Source organism: Rhodoferax sp. GW821-FHT09E07, from assembly GCF_059416145.1.
This window is the reverse complement of the sequence record NZ_JBWKOP010000002.1, coordinates 355,367-371,527: the sequence shown is the minus strand read 5'-3', so window position 1 is coordinate 371,527 and position 16,161 is coordinate 355,367. Positions and strand designations below refer to the sequence as shown.

Here is a 16,161-nt window from a genome sequence, read left to right as displayed (position 1 = left end):
GCAGCACTTCATCCCCCAACACTTAACGGAAAGAATTAGATATGGCAATCGTAGAAGTCAAAGTCCCACAGCTGTCTGAGTCTGTGGCGGAAGCAACCTTGTTGCAATGGAAGAAGAAGGTCGGTGAAGCCGTTGCGGTCGACGAAATCCTGATCGAAGTGGAGACCGACAAAGTCGTGATGGAAGTACCCGCGCCTGCCGCTGGCGTGCTGGTCGAATTAGTGGCTGCCGATGGCGCCACCGTGGCGGCAGAGCAGTTGATTGCTCGCATTGACACCGCTGCTGTGGCCGGTGCCGTGGCACCTGCTGACGCTCCCGCCGCTGCGCCTGCAGCCGCAGCCCCTGTAGCTGCCGCGGCTGCAGCCAGCAACTCCAAAGCTGGCGTTGCCATGCCTGCCGCAGCCAAGCTGTTGGCAGACAACGGCATCGCCGCTTCCAGCGTCGAAGGTACCGGCAAAGATGGCCGCATCACCAAAGGTGACGTGTTGGCTGCTGCCGCTGCTCCTAAAGTGATAGCTGCTGCCGTAATCCCCACGGGGGCTCCAACCAAATCCTTGCCTCAAGTGGCTGCACCGTCCGTCAACTTGGGTGACCGCCCCGAGCAGCGCGTGCCCATGAGTCGCCTGCGTGCCCGCGTAGCCGAGCGCCTGCTGCAATCGCAATCCACCAACGCTATCCTGACCACGTTCAACGAAATCAACATGGCTCCGGTCATGGAAATGCGCAAGCGCATGCAAGAGCGTTTCGAGAAGGAGCATGGCGTGAAGCTGGGCTTCATGAGCTTCTTCGTGAAAGCGGCTGTGCATGCTTTGAAGAAGTTCCCTGTGTTGAACGCTTCTGTCGACGGCACCGATATCGTGTACCACGGCTACTTTGACATCGGTATTGCCGTGGGCTCCCCCCGTGGCTTGGTGGTGCCCATCCTGCGCAATGCAGACCAGATGAGCTTTGCCGATATTGAGAAGAAGATTGCCGAGTTCGGTCAGAAAGCCAAGGACGGCAAGCTGGGCATTGAAGAAATGACCGGCGGTACTTTCTCCATTTCCAACGGCGGTACCTTCGGCTCCATGATGTCCACCCCCATCATCAACCCACCCCAGTCTGCTATCTTGGGCGTGCACGCGACCAAAGACCGCGCTATGGTGGAAAACGGCCAGGTGGTGGTTCGCCCCATGAACTACTTCGCCATGTCCTACGACCACCGCATCATCGACGGCCGTGAAGCCGTCCTGGGTCTGGTGGCCATGAAGGAAGCGCTGGAAGATCCTGCCCGTTTGTTGTTTGACATCTAAGGATCCCATAGCATGAGCAAGCAATTCGACGTAATCGTCATTGGCGGTGGCCCCGGTGGCTACATCGCCGCCATCCGCGCCGCCCAACTGGGTTTTAACGTGGCCTGTATCGACGAGTGGAAGAACGACAAGGGCGGTCCTGCGCCCGGTGGTACCTGCACCAACGTGGGCTGCATTCCCTCCAAGGCCTTGCTGCAATCTTCTGAGCACTTCAACCACGCCAACCATCACTTTGCCGAGCACGGCATCGAGGTGAAAGGTGTGAGCATGGATGTGGCCAAGATGATTGCCCGCAAGAACACCGTGGTGAAGCAGAACAACGACGGCATCTTGTACCTCTTCAAGAAGAACAAGATCGCCTTTTTCCACGGTCGCGGTTCTTTCGTCAAGGCTGCCGAAGGCGGCTACGAGATCAAGGCGGCTGGCGCCACTGAGGAAACCGTCACCGGCAAGCAGATCATCATCGCCACCGGCTCCAATGCGCGCGCATTGCCCGGTACGCCGTTTGACGAAGTCAACGTGCTGTCCAATGACGGCGCACTGAACATCGGCGCGGTACCCAAGAAGCTGGGCCTGATCGGCTCCGGCGTCATCGGCCTGGAAATGGGCTCGGTGTGGAAGCGTCTCGGCGCGGAAGTCACCATCCTCGAAGGCCTGCCCACATTCCTGGGCGCGGTGGACGAGGGTGTGGCCAAAGAGGCTTTCAAGGCCTTCACCAAGCAGGGCCTGAAGATCGAGTTGGGCGTGAAGGTCGGCGAGATCAAGAATGGCAAGAAGGGCGTGTCGGTGGTTTACACCAATGCCAAGGGCGAAGCCCAGACGCTGGATGTGGACAAGCTGATCGTTTCCATCGGCCGCGTGCCCAACACCGTCGGCCTGAACACCGAAGCTGTGGGCTTGGCACTGGACGAGCGTGGCGCCATCGTGGTGGATGCCGACTGCAAGACCAACCTGCCCGGCGTGTGGGCGGTGGGTGACGTGGTGCGCGGGCCCATGCTGGCGCACAAGGCGGAAGAAGAGGGCGTGGCCGTGGCTGAGCGCATTGCGGGCCAGCACGGGCATGTCAACTTCAACACCATTCCCTGGGTCATCTACACCAGCCCCGAGATTGCGTGGGTGGGCCGCACCGAACAGCAGCTCAAGGCGGATGGCGTGGCCTACAAGGCAGGCCAGTTCCCCTTCCTGGCCAACGGTCGTGCGCGCGCACTGGGTGACACCACCGGTTTCGTGAAGTTTTTGGCCGATGCCACGACCGACGAAATCCTGGGCGTGCACATCGTGGGCCCGCAGGCATCGGAGTTGATCTCCGAAGCCGTGGTGGCCATGGAGTTCAAAGCCAGTGCCGAGGACATTGCGCGCATTTGCCACGCCCACCCCTCCTTGAGCGAAGCCACCAAGGAAGCGGCGCTGGCGGTGGACAAGCGCACCTTGAACTTCTGATTTAGGAATGAAATAGGCTGCTAGCCCCCGTGGATAGTGCGCTAACAGCTATTCTTTTCATAGTAAATCGGAGTTTTTCTTGAGCGTCAAAGTAACCTACGAGGCCGAGCTGGCCGCGCGCGGCTACACCGCCGACCCGGCCCAGCTGCGTGCGGTGGAGGCGTTGGAGCGTTGCGCCACCGAGTGGGCGCACTACAAGGAAAAACGCTCCAACGCGCTCAAAAAGCTCATCAATCGCCCCGAGATTCCGCGCGGTGTCTACATGTACGGCGGGGTCGGGCGGGGCAAGAGCTTTCTGATGGATTGCTTTTTCAACGCGGTGCCGCTCAAGCGCAAGACGCGCCTGCACTTCCACGAGTTCATGCGTGAGGTGCACCGCGAGTTGATTGACCTGCAAGGCACGGTGAACCCGCTGGACGAGCTCGGCAAGCGCATGGCCAAGCGCTACCGGCTGATCTGCTTCGATGAGTTCCATGTGGCAGACATCACGGACGCGATGATTCTGCACCGCCTGCTCACGGCGCTGTTTGACAATGGCGTGGGTTTTGTCACCACCTCCAATTTCAAGCCCGACGATCTGTACCCCGGTGGCCTGCATCGGGACCGTATCCTGCCAGCCATTGCGCTGCTCAATGCCAAGCTCGAAGTGCTGAGCGTGGATAACGGCACCGACTACCGTCGCCGCACGCTGGAAGACGCGCGGCTCTACCACACGCCCAACGGTCCCGACGCTGATGCAGCGATGACCGCCACCTTCAATGCGCTGGCCGAGCAGCACGATGACAACCCGGTGCTGCACATCGAGTCGCGTGAAATCCATGCACGACGCATGGCGGGTGGGGCTGTCTGGTTTGACTTCAAGACCCTGTGCGGTGGTCCTCGTTCGCAAAACGATTATCTGGAGATTGCCTCGCGCTTTCACACGGTGTTTCTGAGCGATGTCCCCCATATGCCGGTGCGCATGGCCTCCGAGGCGCGGCGTTTCACCTGGCTGGTTGATGTGCTCTACGACCGGCGCGTCAAGCTCATCATGTCGGCGGCCGTGGCGCCTGAGGCGCTGTATACCGAAGGCCCCATGTCGCACGAGTTTCCACGCACGGTGTCGCGCCTGACAGAGATGCAGTCCAAGGAGTTTTTGTCCCTGGAGCGGCGCGTGGTGGACACAGGTCTGACATGAAAGCGGTGACTCTTGCCTTCTCGCTGTGCTGGTTCGCCTATGGCGCTGTCTGGGCCCAGGACACTATCGAGTCGCAACGCCAGTCGATTGCGGCAGCGCGCACCAAGGCGCAGGCGGAATTTGCTGCACAGGAAGCTGTTTGTGCCAAGCGCTTTGCCGTCACCGCCTGCATGGACGATGTGTCTGCCCGCCGCCGAGCCAGCAACAAGGACTTGGCACGTCAGGAAGCCCACCTAAACCAGGCTGAGCGTGCGCAGCGTGCGGCGGAGCAGCTGCAACGTCTGGATGACAAGGCGCGTGAACGGCTGGCCCGTGATGCAGCCGCCGATGGTGGCACGGACGCCCAGCAGGAGAAATTGCAGCAGCAGCGTGACAAGCAGGCCCAGCATCGGGCGCAGGCTGAGAACGTCGATGTGCGCCCCGCTGCGGCTTCGCCAGGGTTGTCCGCCGGTGCCCAAGCAGCCAATCGCGAGGCGTTTGCACAAAAGCAGAAAGCGGCCCAAGAACGCAAAGCCGCCCGCGACAAGCGCCTGCGCGAAGCCACTCCTACGCCAAAGCCGCTACCTACGCCACCGTGATGTTGGTAGCCCCAGATCAGCTGTTCAGGGGCTCGATTTTTACGATGACGAGCGACAGGTTGTCGCCGGCTCCATGGCCACGTGAGCGTGCTTTTTCAATCAGAAACTCGGTGGCCTCGCGTGCCGACAAGGTGGACAGCACGGATCCCAGTTCGCCAGTATTGAAGTAGTGCCACACGCCATCACTGCACGCCATCAGCACATCACCGGCACGCAGCTTGGGAATGAAGTGAAAGTCCACCGGTGGATCGCTCTCGGTGCCCAGACAGCCCATCAGGATGTTGGACTGCGGATGCACGGCGGCTTGTTCTTCGGTGATTTCACCGCGGTTCACCAGCGCCTGCACATAGGAGTGGTCCATAGTCCGCTTCACAAAACGGTTGCCATGGTATTGGTATACGCGGGAGTCTCCGGTATGGGCCCAATGGCAATCGCCCCCCGGGTTGATCAGAAATGCGGCCAGTGTGCTGTGGGGTTCTTCTTCCGAGGAAATGGCCGTCAGCTTGATGACGATGTGCGCCTCCTGGACGATTTGCATCAGCGTGGCTGCCGCGTCGTCGGTGTCGGGGTCATAGCGTTCAAACAGTTGTTTGGCGGTCATCATGACCTGGTCTGAGGCCTTGCGTCCGCCGCTGCGTCCACCCATACCGTCGGCCACGATGGCTAGCAAGCAGCCGTTGCTACGCGCGTGCTTGAAGAGGGCAACCTGGTCTTGCTGGTATTCGCGGTCACCCTTGTGAATGCCGGTGGAGGCGGTAAGACGGTATCCAGTGGCCATGGTGGGTTCTGTTCAGCAATGCTTTTCCGAGAATGAAGAATCTGGCCGTATTATCGAGTGGAGTCGCCAGCAGCCAGCGCCATTTAACCACGTACTTCTCCCCATTTACCATTGGAAACGAATCTCCACTCCCCGCAGCGCCGCCTCATTGAGCTGCGCATTGAACATGGCGATTTGGATGCCCTGATCGACGTTGCACTGCGGGATGCACCCATGGATGAGCTGATGATGCGCCGTCTTAAAAAGAAACGGTTGGCGCTGCGCGACGAGATCACCCGTTTGCAGGACGCGCTGCAGCCTGACGAACCGGCCTGAGGCATGGCCCTGTCTGATGCGGTTACCCAGGCGTTTGCGGTGGATGGATCCATCGCCCGTGCCGTGCAGGAGTTCTCGCCACGTGCGGGTCAGCTGGAAATGGCCCAGGCTGTGGCGCACACGTTGGAGTCAGGTGGCGTGCTGGTAGTGGAGGCTGGCACGGGCATTGGAAAAACCTACGCCTACTTGGCGCCAGCGCTGCTCAGTGGTTCTCGCGTGCTGGTTTCTACCGCAACCAAGGCTTTACAAGACCAGCTCTTTGGTCGTGATATTCCCAGGTTGTTGGCGGCTCTTGGCGTGGGCGCAAAGGTGGCTTTGCTGAAGGGGCGGGCCAGCTACCTGTGTTTGCAGAGGCTGGGGATCGCGCGCTACGGTAGCGCGTTGCAAACGCCTGATGATTTGCGCGCCATTGCCGCGGTGGAATTCTGGGCACTGGCTACCCGCACGGGGGACCTGGCGGAGCTGGCGTCGGTCGATGAACAGTCACCGGTGGTGCCATTGGTGACATCCACGCGAGAAAATTGCCAGGGCGGTCGCTGTCCGCAATACCAAAACTGCCATGTTTATCAGGCTCGTCGCGAAGCCATGGCTGCCGACGTGGTGGTCGTCAATCACCACTTGTTTTTTGCCGACTGGAATGTCAAAGAGTCGGGTGTGGCCGAGCTGCTGCCCTCCGTGGATGCGGTCATTTTTGACGAGGCCCATCAACTCAATGAAATCGGCGTCCAGTTTTTGGGCCAACAGCTCACCACGGGGCAACTGCTGTCCCTGGGGCGCGATGCGGTGCTGCTGGGAAGCCAGCATGCACGCGGACTGGCGGATTGGCAGGGCTTGGTAGGGTACCTGGAGAACTCTTTGGCAGAGTGGCAACTGCTGTGCGGTGGCCGGGCTGATATGCCCACTCGCTTGCGCTGGGTGGGAAATACCCCGGCTGGGGTGGAGCCGCAAGCCTGGCAGTTGGCCACGGCACGTGTTGCTGCGGCATTGGGGCGCGTAGTGCAGGCACTCGACCCGGTGGCTGAAATGTCCCCCGATCTGGAGGCTTTGCGCGAGCGGACGCAGGCCTTGGCGGCACGGCTGGACAATTTTGCGATCCCCCCTCAGGCAGGAAATGTACGCTGGCTGGAAGCAGGATTGCGGTTGCGATTGGTGGAGTCACCCCTGCAAATTGCCGATGCACTGCGTTCCAGAGTCGCGGGGGAGGGTGGCGTGGGAGAGGGGCGCAAGTCCTGGATTTTTACCTCTGCCACCTTGGGTCATGAGGCCGGACTGCAGTGGTTTTTGGCGTCCACAGGTTTGGAGGGCGCCCAGGTTCTGCAAGTGGCAAGTCCTTTTAATTACTTGGAGCAGGCCGCGCTCTATGTTCCCAAGATTTTTCCCAAACCCTCGGAGCCCCAGCACAGCGACCAAGTAGCCGATTTGGTGGCGCAGGCGGCTGCCATTTTGGGGGGAAGAGCCCTGGTGCTCACCACCACTTTGCGCGCCATGCGTCGCATTGGGCAGCGTTTGCGGGAGCGATGGGCTGCGTCTGGCGCAATACAGGTGTTGGTGCAGGGTGATGGCTCCAAACGTGAGCTGATTGAGCGCTTCGCCAGTGCCAAGGAGGCTGCCGGTTACATCCTGGTGGCCTCTGCGTCGTTCTGGGAGGGAGTGGACGTCCCCGGGGCAGCATTGCAACTGGTAGTGATAGACAAGATCCCTTTTGCGCCACCTGATGATCCTTTGGTCGAGGCTCGCTGTCAGGCATTGGAAGAGGCTGGGAAGAGTGCGTTTGCGCACTACCAGTTGCCCCAGGCTGCTGTGGCCCTAAAGCAAGGGGTGGGGCGACTGATTCGCCGCGAAACGGACCGCGGTGTTCTGGTCCTGTGTGACGTGCGGTTGACCCAGATGGGCTACGGGCGCAAGCTCTTGGCAAGTCTGCCGGTCATGTGCAGGCTAAATTCGGCAGAGGCCTTTCAACAGGCCCTGCATGACCTCACCAAATCTTCCACCAGGGATCGGTATTAGGCTTGCCTCCTTTGAGGAGGTAATCCGACTGCGGGAAGGTTTTTTCCATCACACGTTTGGTGTCATCGCGCAATTGCTCCATGCCCAGCGCGTCATACGACTTGTAAAGAATGAACAAGGCCTCTTCCACTGCGGGAACGTCCCGGTAGTCCGTCACGGCAATTTGCGCACGGTTGATCGCTGCCAGATACGCCCCGCGTTTGTAGTAGTAGCGTGCTACATACACCTCGTACTGCGCGAGCGAACCGACGATGTAGTTCATGCGCAGGCGTGCGTCCGGGGTGTATTTAGAGTCTGGAAATCGAGTGACCAGTTCCTTGAATGATTCGTAGGATTCCTTCGCGGCTTTTTGGTCGCGCTCGGCCAGATCCTGGCGGGTGATGGCCGACAGCACGCCCAAGTCGTCATTGAAATTCACGATTCCCTTGAGGTAAATGGCATAGTCCAGTGCCGGGCTGGCGGGGTTGAGCTTGATGAACCGGTCCAACGTGGCCAGGGCCTGTGCGGGCTCTGCGGATTTGTAATGCGCGTAGGCTTTGTCCAACTGGGCTTGCTGTGCGAGTGGCGTACCCGCAGCGCGGGCTTCAAGTTTCTCCAGCAATGGCACGGCTTTGTCCCACTGCGATGATTTCATTTCGTCCTTGGCCTCGGCATACAGGCGGTTGGGACTCATCCCGGCAGTCTTGTCCACCGGTGCGCTGGAGCAGCCCACCAACAGCAATGTGAAGGCCGTCAACAGCGAGGCACAAACGACCGATAATTTCACACGTAGCATCTTGGGGACCTTCTTGAATCAGACCGCCGGAATTATATCGACGCCCTCTCTGGAGCCCGACGTGGATGAGGTGGCGGAGCCGGTCGCAGAATCCGAAACACGCCGTGTGGTGATCGAGGCCCCGCAACATGGGGAGCGACTGGACCGCGCTTTGGCCATCGCAGCCACCGAATTTTCCCGCAGTTATTTGCAGCAGCTGATCGAAGACGGTTCGGTACGTCTCAATGCCCTGACGGTGCGAAAGACTTCGCAGCGCGTGAAGGCGGGCGACATGATTGAGGTGGAGCTGCGACCCACGCCGCAGAGCCAAGCGTTCCGGCCAGAGCCTATGGCGCTTGACGTGGTCTTCGAAGATGCGCACTTGCTGGTCATCAACAAGCCTGCAGGCCTGGTGGTGCACCCCGCGCCAGGCAACTGGAGCGGTACCTTGCTCAATGGTTTGCTAGCCCGGGATCCTGCCTGCGCGTCAGTGCCGCGCGCCGGTATCGTGCACCGCCTCGACAAAGATACCAGTGGATTGATGGTGGTGGCGCGGACACGCAGCGCGATGGATGCACTGGTCAAAGCGATTGCTGCGCGGGATGTCAGTCGCCAGTATCTGGCCTTGGCACACCACCCTTGGTCAGGTGCAGTGCGCCAGACGGTGGACAAGCCGATCGGCCGTGACCCCCGCAATCGTTTGCGTATGGCCGTGGTTGACCTTGCACAAACGTCGGGTAAAACTGCCAAAACAGACTTTGTGTGGGTGACCAATGGGGGCGAGGGCTGCTGGGTGCGTTGCATCCTTCATACAGGACGAACCCACCAGATACGGGTGCATATGGCTTCCCTGGGGCATCCGTTGATTGCTGATACTTTGTATGGTGGTAGTGCTACAGGTGCAATGGTCCGACAGGCCTTGCATGCCTACAAGCTGGCATTCGCGCATCCGGTGACCGGCGAACCATTGGCATTTGATTCGCAACCGCCAGCAGACTTCTTGCAGCTATTGGGAGATTGGGGGCTGCGATACAATGCGCTCGCAGGTCCGGGAGGACACTGAAAGCCCCGGCAAGTCGCTTCCGGGCTGGCACTGCGGCGTATACGCCGCCAAAGTTGCCCTTGACGGCCCCATCGCTGCCGCTCTCTTGTGTTGGTGACATATTCGAAATACCCTGACTATGAACATGGTCGATGCAAAGCGGGTTCTGGAAACCGCCTTGGTGTGTGCACAGCAACCCTTGCCGCTCAAAAGCATGCGAGAGTTGTTTGCGGATGCCATCGGTGTGGATTCGATCAAGCAGCTTTTGGAAGATCTCAGGAACGATTGGGCCGAGCGTGGCGTGGAGTTGGTGAGCGTTGCAACGGGCTGGCGGTTTCAAAGCCGGCCTGAAATGCGCGAATACCTGGACCGATTGCATCCTGAAAAACCGCCACGTTACACGCGAGCAACCTTGGAAACATTGGCCATCATTGCTTACCGTCAACCCGTGACACGGGGTGACATGGAAGACATACGTGGCGTCACCATCAGTTCGTTGCTTATCAAGCAACTGGAAGACCGCGGTTGGGTCGAAGTGATAGGGCATCGTGAGGCAGCTGGCCGGCCGGCCTTGTTTGCGACAACGAAACAGTTTCTGGACGACTTGGGACTGCAATCGCTGGACCAGCTTCCCTTGCTGGAAAGTCCCAGCGGCCCAGGTGACACGTTGGACGCGCTCGCGGTGGCGTTGGAAGAACAGCCTGTGGCTGTTCACGCAGTGGTGACCGATGTTGAGGTGCCGGGCGCGCAAATGAATATGCCTTTGGATTCCTTGGGCTTGGAACAAACATGATTGGGTTAGCTGAATGAATGACGAAACAAACGAACAGAAACTGCAGTCTGGCGATGCTGCACCAGAGTCTGTTGCGCCATTGGCAGAGGTGGCTGCTCCTGCTGCGGTGACGGTTGATGTTCCTGTCTCCGTATCCGGTTCCGCAAACCGCTTTGATGATGTGATTTCCGGCCAGTTTGATGCGGACGAGGCCATTGAAGACCTGACGGTGCCCAAGCGCGTGCTGGCTCCTTTGGCGGAGACCCCCAAGTTGCACAAGGTACTGGCGCAATCGGGCATGGGTTCTCGCTTGGAGATGGAGCAACTGATTCTGGAGGGGCGAATTTCGGTTAACAACGAACCTGCCCACATAGGCCAGCGTATTCAGTTTGGTGACAATATCAAGGTCAACGGCAAGCCCATTCGTTTTCGCATCGACCCTCCACCTGCCCGGGTCATCGCTTACCACAAGCCTGTTGGTGAGGTGGTGACCCATGACGATCCCCAAAACCGTCCTACGGTGTTTCGCCGGTTGCCCAAATTGCACCAAGGCAAGTGGCAATCGGTTGGGCGTCTTGACTTGAATACCGAAGGTTTGCTGCTCTTCACGAGTTCAGGCGAGTTGGCCAACAACCTGATGCACCCCCGCTTTGGTCTCGAGCGTGAATACGCCGTACGCGTGCTTGGGGCCTTGAACAAGGAAGAGAAGCAGGCGTTGCTGAACGGGGTGCAGTTGGACGACGGTTTGGCGCAGTTCGGTTCTATTGAAGACGGCGGCGGCGAAGGCTCCAACTGCTGGTATCGCGTCACGATTTCTGAAGGCCGCAATCGTGAAGTGCGCCGCATGTTGGAGGCCGTTGGGCATGCCGTGAGTCGTCTGATCCGTATTCGCTACGGCGCAATGGTGTTGCCGCGCGGACTCAAGCGCGGAGCCTGGATGGAGCTGAATGACGCCGATATCCGTGCCCTGGTACAAGCCGCTGGCGGGCGTGCCCCGCGAGAAGAGGGTATAGCTCGGGATACGGCCGGCCGCGGTGGGAATGGCAACAACGGTGCCCGCCCGCCCAAGCCGCGTGGACGCAATACCCCCGGTCGTGGCCCCGCTTTTCCCAAGCCCGGCAATGCGTCAGCCAACAAAAATGCGGGTCGCGGTGGCCCGCGCCAAGAGAAGACTGCAGACCGCCAAGGGGCATCTTCCCAGCCGGACCCGATGAAAACGGCGTTTGGCTACATTGGTGCCGACAGCTTCTCCCGGCAGCGCCAGGATGCAGGACGTCCCAAAGGCGGCGGCAATCAGCGCCGGGGTGGGCGAAATCGTTAAACACCAATGGTAAAATCGCAGGCTTTGCTCTGTTCGGGCAAATGTTGTAACAGCAAGAAACTTTAGGAACTCATATGGCAATCGAACGTACTCTCTCCATCATCAAGCCCGACGCAGTTGCGAAGAATGTTATCGGTCAGATCTATGCACGCTTTGAAGCTGCTGGTCTGAAGGTTGTTGCCGCTCGCATGGCACACCTGTCGCGTGGCGAAGCCGAAGCTTTTTACGCTGTGCATAAGGCCCGTCCTTTCTTCAAGGATCTGGTGGATTTCATGATCTCCGGTCCTGTCATGATCCAAGCTCTCGAAGGCGAAAACGCCATCCTGAAAAACCGTGACCTGATGGGTGCGACTGATCCCAAGAAGGCCGCTCCTGGAACCATCCGTGCCGACTTTGCTGACAGCATCGACGCTAACGCCGTGCACGGTTCTGATGCTGCTGAAACCGCCGCTGTGGAAGTGTCATTCTTCTTCCCCGGCATGAACGTTTACTCTCGCTAAGCTATGTGATGACGGCCAACCTGCTCGAATTTGATATCGAGGGCTTGGCCGCCTTTTGTGAGCGGCTCGGGGAAAAACGTTTCCGGGCCACCCAGCTGTTCCGTTGGATTCACCAAAGAGGGGCGGCTGACTTTGATTCCATGAGTGACTTGGCCAAGTCACTCCGCGAGAAGCTCAAGACCTGTGCCGAAGTTCGGGCTTTGCCCGTGATCACGCAGCACATGTCCGCGGACGGCACTATCAAATGGTTGTTCGATGTGGGACAGGGTGACGCTGTTGAGGCGGTGTTCATTCCTGAAGACGACCGAGGCACGTTGTGCATTTCTTCCCAGGCCGGTTGCGCCGTGGGATGTCGGTTTTGCTCTACGGGACACCAGGGTTTCAGTCGCAACCTCACAACCGCGGAGATCATTGCTCAGCTCTGGTTTGCGGAGCATTTTCTTCGCCAGCATTTGGGCGCAACCCAGCGTGTCATCTCCAATGTGGTCATGATGGGCATGGGCGAGCCGCTACAAAACTTCTCGGCCTTGGTTCCTGCACTGCGCACCATGCTGAGTGACCATGCCTATGGCTTGTCCAGGCGCCGCGTGACGGTGTCCACCTCTGGCGTCGTCCCCATGATGGATCGACTGGGCCATGAATGCCCTGTCGCATTGGCGGTATCTCTGCACGCACCCAATGATGCGCTGCGAGATAGCCTGGTCCCGCTGAACAAAAAATACCCCATTGCTGAGTTACTGGAGGCTTGCAGGCGTTACTTGGCCTTTGCGCCTCGCGACTTCATTACTTTCGAGTACTGCATGTTGGATGGCGTGAATGACACGCCTGAACATGCTCGCGAATTGATTGCGCTGGTGCGGCCCGATAGTCCTCACGCTTTGCCCTGCAAATTCAATTTGATTCCTTTCAATCCGTTTCCGGCTTCCGGTTTGACGCGCTCTCCAAACTCGCGTGTTCAGGCGTTTTCCAAAATTCTCAGTGACGCAGGCATTGTGACCACCGTGCGCAAGACCCGTGGTGACGACATTGATGCCGCGTGTGGACAGCTTGCCGGCGACGTCAAGGACAGAACGGATGTCGCCAAGCGAATTTCCAGGCAGCGAACCGTTATGCTGCACCCTGTTTTGGAGATTGCCTCCGTCGAGTCGAAAAGGGATTTGGATGCCTAAGTTTGCGGGTTTGCTTCGGAAGTACCTGCGTGGATTACTTTGGTCTGCGCTGGCTTTGCATATGGTGTCAGGGTTGGTGGGATGCGCCTCGGGGACCTCTAGCCCGGTGGGTAATACCGATTTGATGACCGATTCGGATGAGTCCGCGGCCCGCAAGCGTGCGCGCATTCGGTTGGAGCTGGCGGTGGGGTATTACAACAACGGACAGACCAATATCGCCCTCGATGAGCTAAAACAGTCCATTGCTGCAGACCCCGGCATTTTTGAAGCCCACAACCTGCGTGGTCTGATTTATCTGCGACTCAATGATATGGGGCTTGCTGAGGAGAGCTTCAAGCGGGCTCTGCAGATCAATCCCCAGGCTGGCACGGTTCAACACAATTATGGCTGGCTCCTTTGCCAGCAAGGCCGCTGGGCGGAGTCGTACAAACAGTTTGGCAACGCGATTGCAGATCCCACGTATACCGATCGCGCCAAGTCCTGGATGGCCCTGGGCGTTTGCCAGGCCAAAGCTGGACAACGCAGTGAGGCGGAGAGTAGTTTGCTTCGTTCATACGAGTTGGATGCCGGAAATCCTGTCACGGGCTATAACCTAGCACTATTGCTGTTTCAGCGGGCAGAGTATGTCCGTGCGCAGTTTTATGTCCGGCGTATCAATAACGGCGACTACGCCAATGCAGAGTCGCTGTGGCTGGGCATCAAGATTGAACGGCGCCTGGATAACCGAGAGGCCGTTTCGCAATTGTCTGCGCAGCTGAAGAAACGTTTTCCTCAGTCTAAAGAGGTCACCTTGTTGGAGCGCGGAGCATTTGATGAGTGATACACCTGTAGCGGATCTTGCAGATGCGCAGACTGCCGTTACCGCCCCCGCATTGACCGCCGGCGCGATGTTACGCGCTGCCAGAGAGTCGGCGGGCTTGCATGTTGCTGCGCTCGCTGTGTCGATGAAAGTGCCGGTCAAGAAGCTGGAGGCCCTGGAGGCGGATCGCCTGGACCTGCTGCCGGATGCTGTTTTTGTTCGCGCCTTAGCGTCCAGTGTTTGCCGCAGTCTCAAGATTGACGCAACCCCGGTCTTGGCCAAGCTACCGCAGACCGGGATTCCCCGTCTTGACAATGGAGAGCGTGGTATCAACGCCCCGTTTCGGGCTTCCGGAGAGACCAGTTCCCTGTCATTGCCTTCTTTTCTCAAGCGTCCCGCGGCACTGGTGGTGGTCGCCTTGCTGGTTGCCGCCGTCGTGGTCGTTATGGTCCCTGAGTTGCAGATTGAGAAGGTAACAGCAGCTGCGTCTGACGCCGTAGCGGCAGACCCGGTCAAGGATCCCCAGGCTGAGGCGATTGCGCCTTCAGAGGTAGTAACTCCCGTCGCGAATCTGCCTGTTGCGCCTTTGGCTGCGGATGCTGTGCAAGCCAGCCCTCCTGCGCCGATACCTGCCCCGAACGCGGCCATCACTGCGCCAGCGGCTGCTGTACCGACCGCTTCGGCCGAGCCCGTAACGGCTTCTTCGTCGGACATGGTGGTATTCAGGGTGCGTGGACCGTCTTGGGTGGAGGTGACCGATGCCAAAGGTGGCGTGCAAGTGCGCAGAATGCTGGTGCAAGGAGAGGTGGTCAAAGCCACCGGGGTGAGTCCTCTGACCGTGGTGGTAGGGCGTGCCGACCTGACCGACGTGGAGGTGCGTGGCAAGGCTTTTAATGTTGCCGCCATTGCCCGTGACAATGTTGCACGATTTGAGGTGAAGTAGTGGAAGCAAATTCTCCGATTGCGCTGGCGGTACCTAGCCAGCGGCGCTCTCTGCAGGCAGCCGTGACCTGGGGAAGTCGTATTGTGACGGTGGGTGGTGGTGCGCCTGTGCGTGTGCAATCCATGACGAACACCGACACCGTGGATGCCATCGGAACGGCGATTCAGGTCAAGGAATTGGCTCTGGCCGGCTCAGAACTGGTTCGGATTACCGTGAATACGCCGGAGGCCGCTCAGGCCGTGCCCTACATTCGCGAGCAATTGGATCGCATGGGTGTCGACGTCCCCCTGATTGGTGATTTCCACTTCAACGGGCATCGTCTGCTTACGGATTTTCCCGAGTGTGCGCAAGCACTGTCCAAATACCGCATCAACCCAGGCAACGTGGGCAAAGGTGACAAAAAAGACAAGCAATTTTCGCAAATGATCGAAGCAGCAGTCCGCTGGGACAAGCCGGTCCGTATCGGTGTCAATTGGGGCAGTCTTGATCAAGAGTTGCTGGCATCTTTGATGGATGCCAATGCCGCGCGAGCCACACCTTGGGATGCCAAGCAGGTGATGTACGAGGCCCTGATCACGTCAGCTTTGGAGTCCGCGCAGCGTGCGCAAGAGTTGGGTTTGCGTCCCGAACAGATCATGCTTTCTTGCAAAGTCAGCGGGGTGCAGGACCTGATCGCCGTCTATCGTGAATTGGGACGCCGTTCGCGCTATGCCTTGCACTTGGGGTTGACTGAGGCTGGCATGGGGACCAAGGGTACGGTGGCATCTGCTGCCGCTCTGTCGGTGCTGTTGCAGGAGGGTATCGGTGACACCATCCGCGTTTCTCTTACACCCGCCCCTGGGGAAGCCCGCACGCAAGAAGTCGTCATTGCGTCCGAGATCATTCAGGCCTTGGGCCTGCGCACCTTTGTTCCCAGTGTGACTGCATGCCCCGGTTGCGGGCGCACGACCAGCACGACGTTTCAAGAGCTGACCAAGCAAATCGATGACTTTTTGCGGGAGAAAATGCCCGTCTGGCGCTCTGCCTATCCTGGTGTGGAGCGCATGAAAGTGGCTGTGATGGGGTGTATCGTCAATGGCCCAGGCGAGAGCAAGCACGCGGATATTGGCATCAGCCTGCCTGGTACGGGCGAGGCTCCTGCGGCCCCGGTTTACATTGACGGCGAAAAGCGGATGACTTTGCGCGGAGACGCAATTGCCACCGAATTCCAAGCGGTGGTTGAAGATTACATTCGGCGGCGGTTTGCGCCCGCAGAATCCCATTCCTGATTCAAA

16 protein-coding genes are annotated in these 16,161 nt (G+C 59.1%); 14 read left to right on the top strand and 2 right to left on the bottom strand.

Going from position 1 to position 16,161, the window contains the following annotated elements; all coding sequences use genetic code 11:
- The first annotated feature begins 41 nt into the window (after positions 1–41).
- The 4 genes from odhB (at position 42) to AC07OE_RS04940 (ending at position 4,487) form a co-directional block, all read left to right on the top strand.
- The gene (odhB, locus tag AC07OE_RS04955; RefSeq protein ID WP_495069450.1) at positions 42–1,292 is read left to right on the top strand and encodes a 2-oxoglutarate dehydrogenase complex dihydrolipoyllysine-residue succinyltransferase; all 1,251 of its coding nucleotides are present in this window, start codon (positions 42–44) and stop codon (positions 1,290–1,292) included.
- Positions 1,293–1,304: 12 nt separating this feature from the next.
- Positions 1,305–2,732 (top strand): dihydrolipoyl dehydrogenase, encoded by a 1,428-nt coding sequence (gene lpdA, locus AC07OE_RS04950; protein WP_495069449.1) that lies wholly within the window; start codon positions 1,305–1,307, stop codon positions 2,730–2,732.
- A 79-nt stretch (positions 2,733–2,811) separates the two neighbouring features.
- Positions 2,812–3,909, top strand: a complete 1,098-nt coding sequence (gene zapE / locus AC07OE_RS04945; RefSeq protein ID WP_495069448.1) for a cell division protein ZapE — start codon at positions 2,812–2,814, stop codon at positions 3,907–3,909.
- On the top strand, positions 3,906–4,487 hold the full coding sequence (locus AC07OE_RS04940; RefSeq protein WP_495069447.1) for a hypothetical protein: 582 nt from the start codon (positions 3,906–3,908) through the stop codon (positions 4,485–4,487). Before zapE ends, AC07OE_RS04940 begins: the two co-directional genes overlap by 4 nt.
- A gap of 16 nt (positions 4,488–4,503) precedes the next feature.
- On the opposite strand, the gene AC07OE_RS04935 is transcribed toward AC07OE_RS04940, so the two are convergent.
- The gene (locus AC07OE_RS04935) at positions 4,504–5,265 is read right to left on the bottom strand and encodes a PP2C family protein-serine/threonine phosphatase (protein ID WP_495069446.1); all 762 of its coding nucleotides are present in this window, start codon (positions 5,263–5,265) and stop codon (positions 4,504–4,506) included.
- A gap of 111 nt (positions 5,266–5,376) precedes the next feature.
- On the opposite strand from AC07OE_RS04935, the gene AC07OE_RS04930 reads away from it, so the two are divergent.
- Both AC07OE_RS04930 and yoaA read left to right on the top strand, forming a co-directional pair.
- Positions 5,377–5,580 carry a YdcH family protein gene (locus AC07OE_RS04930; RefSeq protein WP_495069445.1) on the top strand — a complete coding sequence of 68 codons (204 nt, stop codon included), beginning with the start codon at positions 5,377–5,379 and terminating at the stop codon, positions 5,578–5,580.
- A 3-nt stretch (positions 5,581–5,583) separates the two neighbouring features.
- On the top strand, positions 5,584–7,587 hold the full coding sequence (gene yoaA / locus AC07OE_RS04925; RefSeq protein WP_495069444.1) for a DNA repair helicase YoaA: 2,004 nt from the start codon (positions 5,584–5,586) through the stop codon (positions 7,585–7,587).
- On the opposite strand, the gene AC07OE_RS04920 is transcribed toward yoaA, so the two are convergent.
- A complete protein-coding gene (locus tag AC07OE_RS04920; RefSeq protein WP_495069443.1) occupies positions 7,556–8,362 on the bottom strand; it encodes an outer membrane protein assembly factor BamD in 807 nt (268 codons plus the stop codon). The two genes, yoaA and AC07OE_RS04920, sit on opposite strands and share 32 nt — an antisense overlap.
- Before the next feature lie 13 nt (positions 8,363–8,375).
- On the opposite strand from AC07OE_RS04920, the gene AC07OE_RS04915 reads away from it, so the two are divergent.
- The 8 genes from AC07OE_RS04915 (at position 8,376) to ispG (ending at position 16,155) form a co-directional block, all read left to right on the top strand.
- Complete coding sequence (locus AC07OE_RS04915; protein WP_495069442.1) at positions 8,376–9,404, top strand: RluA family pseudouridine synthase; 1,029 nt, start codon at positions 8,376–8,378, stop codon at positions 9,402–9,404.
- A gap of 118 nt (positions 9,405–9,522) precedes the next feature.
- Positions 9,523–10,176, top strand: a complete 654-nt coding sequence (gene scpB / locus AC07OE_RS04910; protein WP_495069441.1) for an SMC-Scp complex subunit ScpB — start codon at positions 9,523–9,525, stop codon at positions 10,174–10,176.
- Between the two features lie 13 nt (positions 10,177–10,189).
- Positions 10,190–11,476, top strand: a complete 1,287-nt coding sequence (locus AC07OE_RS04905) for a pseudouridine synthase (protein WP_495069440.1) — start codon at positions 10,190–10,192, stop codon at positions 11,474–11,476.
- A 74-nt stretch (positions 11,477–11,550) separates the two neighbouring features.
- Positions 11,551–11,976 (top strand): nucleoside-diphosphate kinase, encoded by a 426-nt coding sequence (gene ndk, locus AC07OE_RS04900; RefSeq protein WP_479598699.1) that lies wholly within the window; start codon positions 11,551–11,553, stop codon positions 11,974–11,976.
- 8 nt (positions 11,977–11,984) lie between these two features.
- Positions 11,985–13,145, top strand: a complete 1,161-nt coding sequence (gene rlmN / locus AC07OE_RS04895) for a dual-specificity RNA methyltransferase RlmN (RefSeq protein ID WP_495069439.1) — start codon at positions 11,985–11,987, stop codon at positions 13,143–13,145.
- Positions 13,138–13,965: a type IV pilus biogenesis/stability protein PilW gene (pilW, locus tag AC07OE_RS04890; protein ID WP_495069438.1), complete on the top strand. Its 828-nt coding sequence runs from the start codon at positions 13,138–13,140 to the stop codon at positions 13,963–13,965. Before rlmN ends, pilW begins: the two co-directional genes overlap by 8 nt.
- Positions 13,958–14,887, top strand: a complete 930-nt coding sequence (locus AC07OE_RS04885; RefSeq protein WP_495069437.1) for a helix-turn-helix domain-containing protein — start codon at positions 13,958–13,960, stop codon at positions 14,885–14,887. Before pilW ends, AC07OE_RS04885 begins: the two co-directional genes overlap by 8 nt.
- Positions 14,887–16,155 carry a flavodoxin-dependent (E)-4-hydroxy-3-methylbut-2-enyl-diphosphate synthase gene (gene ispG / locus AC07OE_RS04880; protein WP_495069436.1) on the top strand — a complete coding sequence of 423 codons (1,269 nt, stop codon included), beginning with the start codon at positions 14,887–14,889 and terminating at the stop codon, positions 16,153–16,155. The genes AC07OE_RS04885 and ispG overlap by 1 nt, the downstream gene beginning before the upstream one ends.
- Positions 16,156–16,161 lie beyond the last annotated feature (6 nt).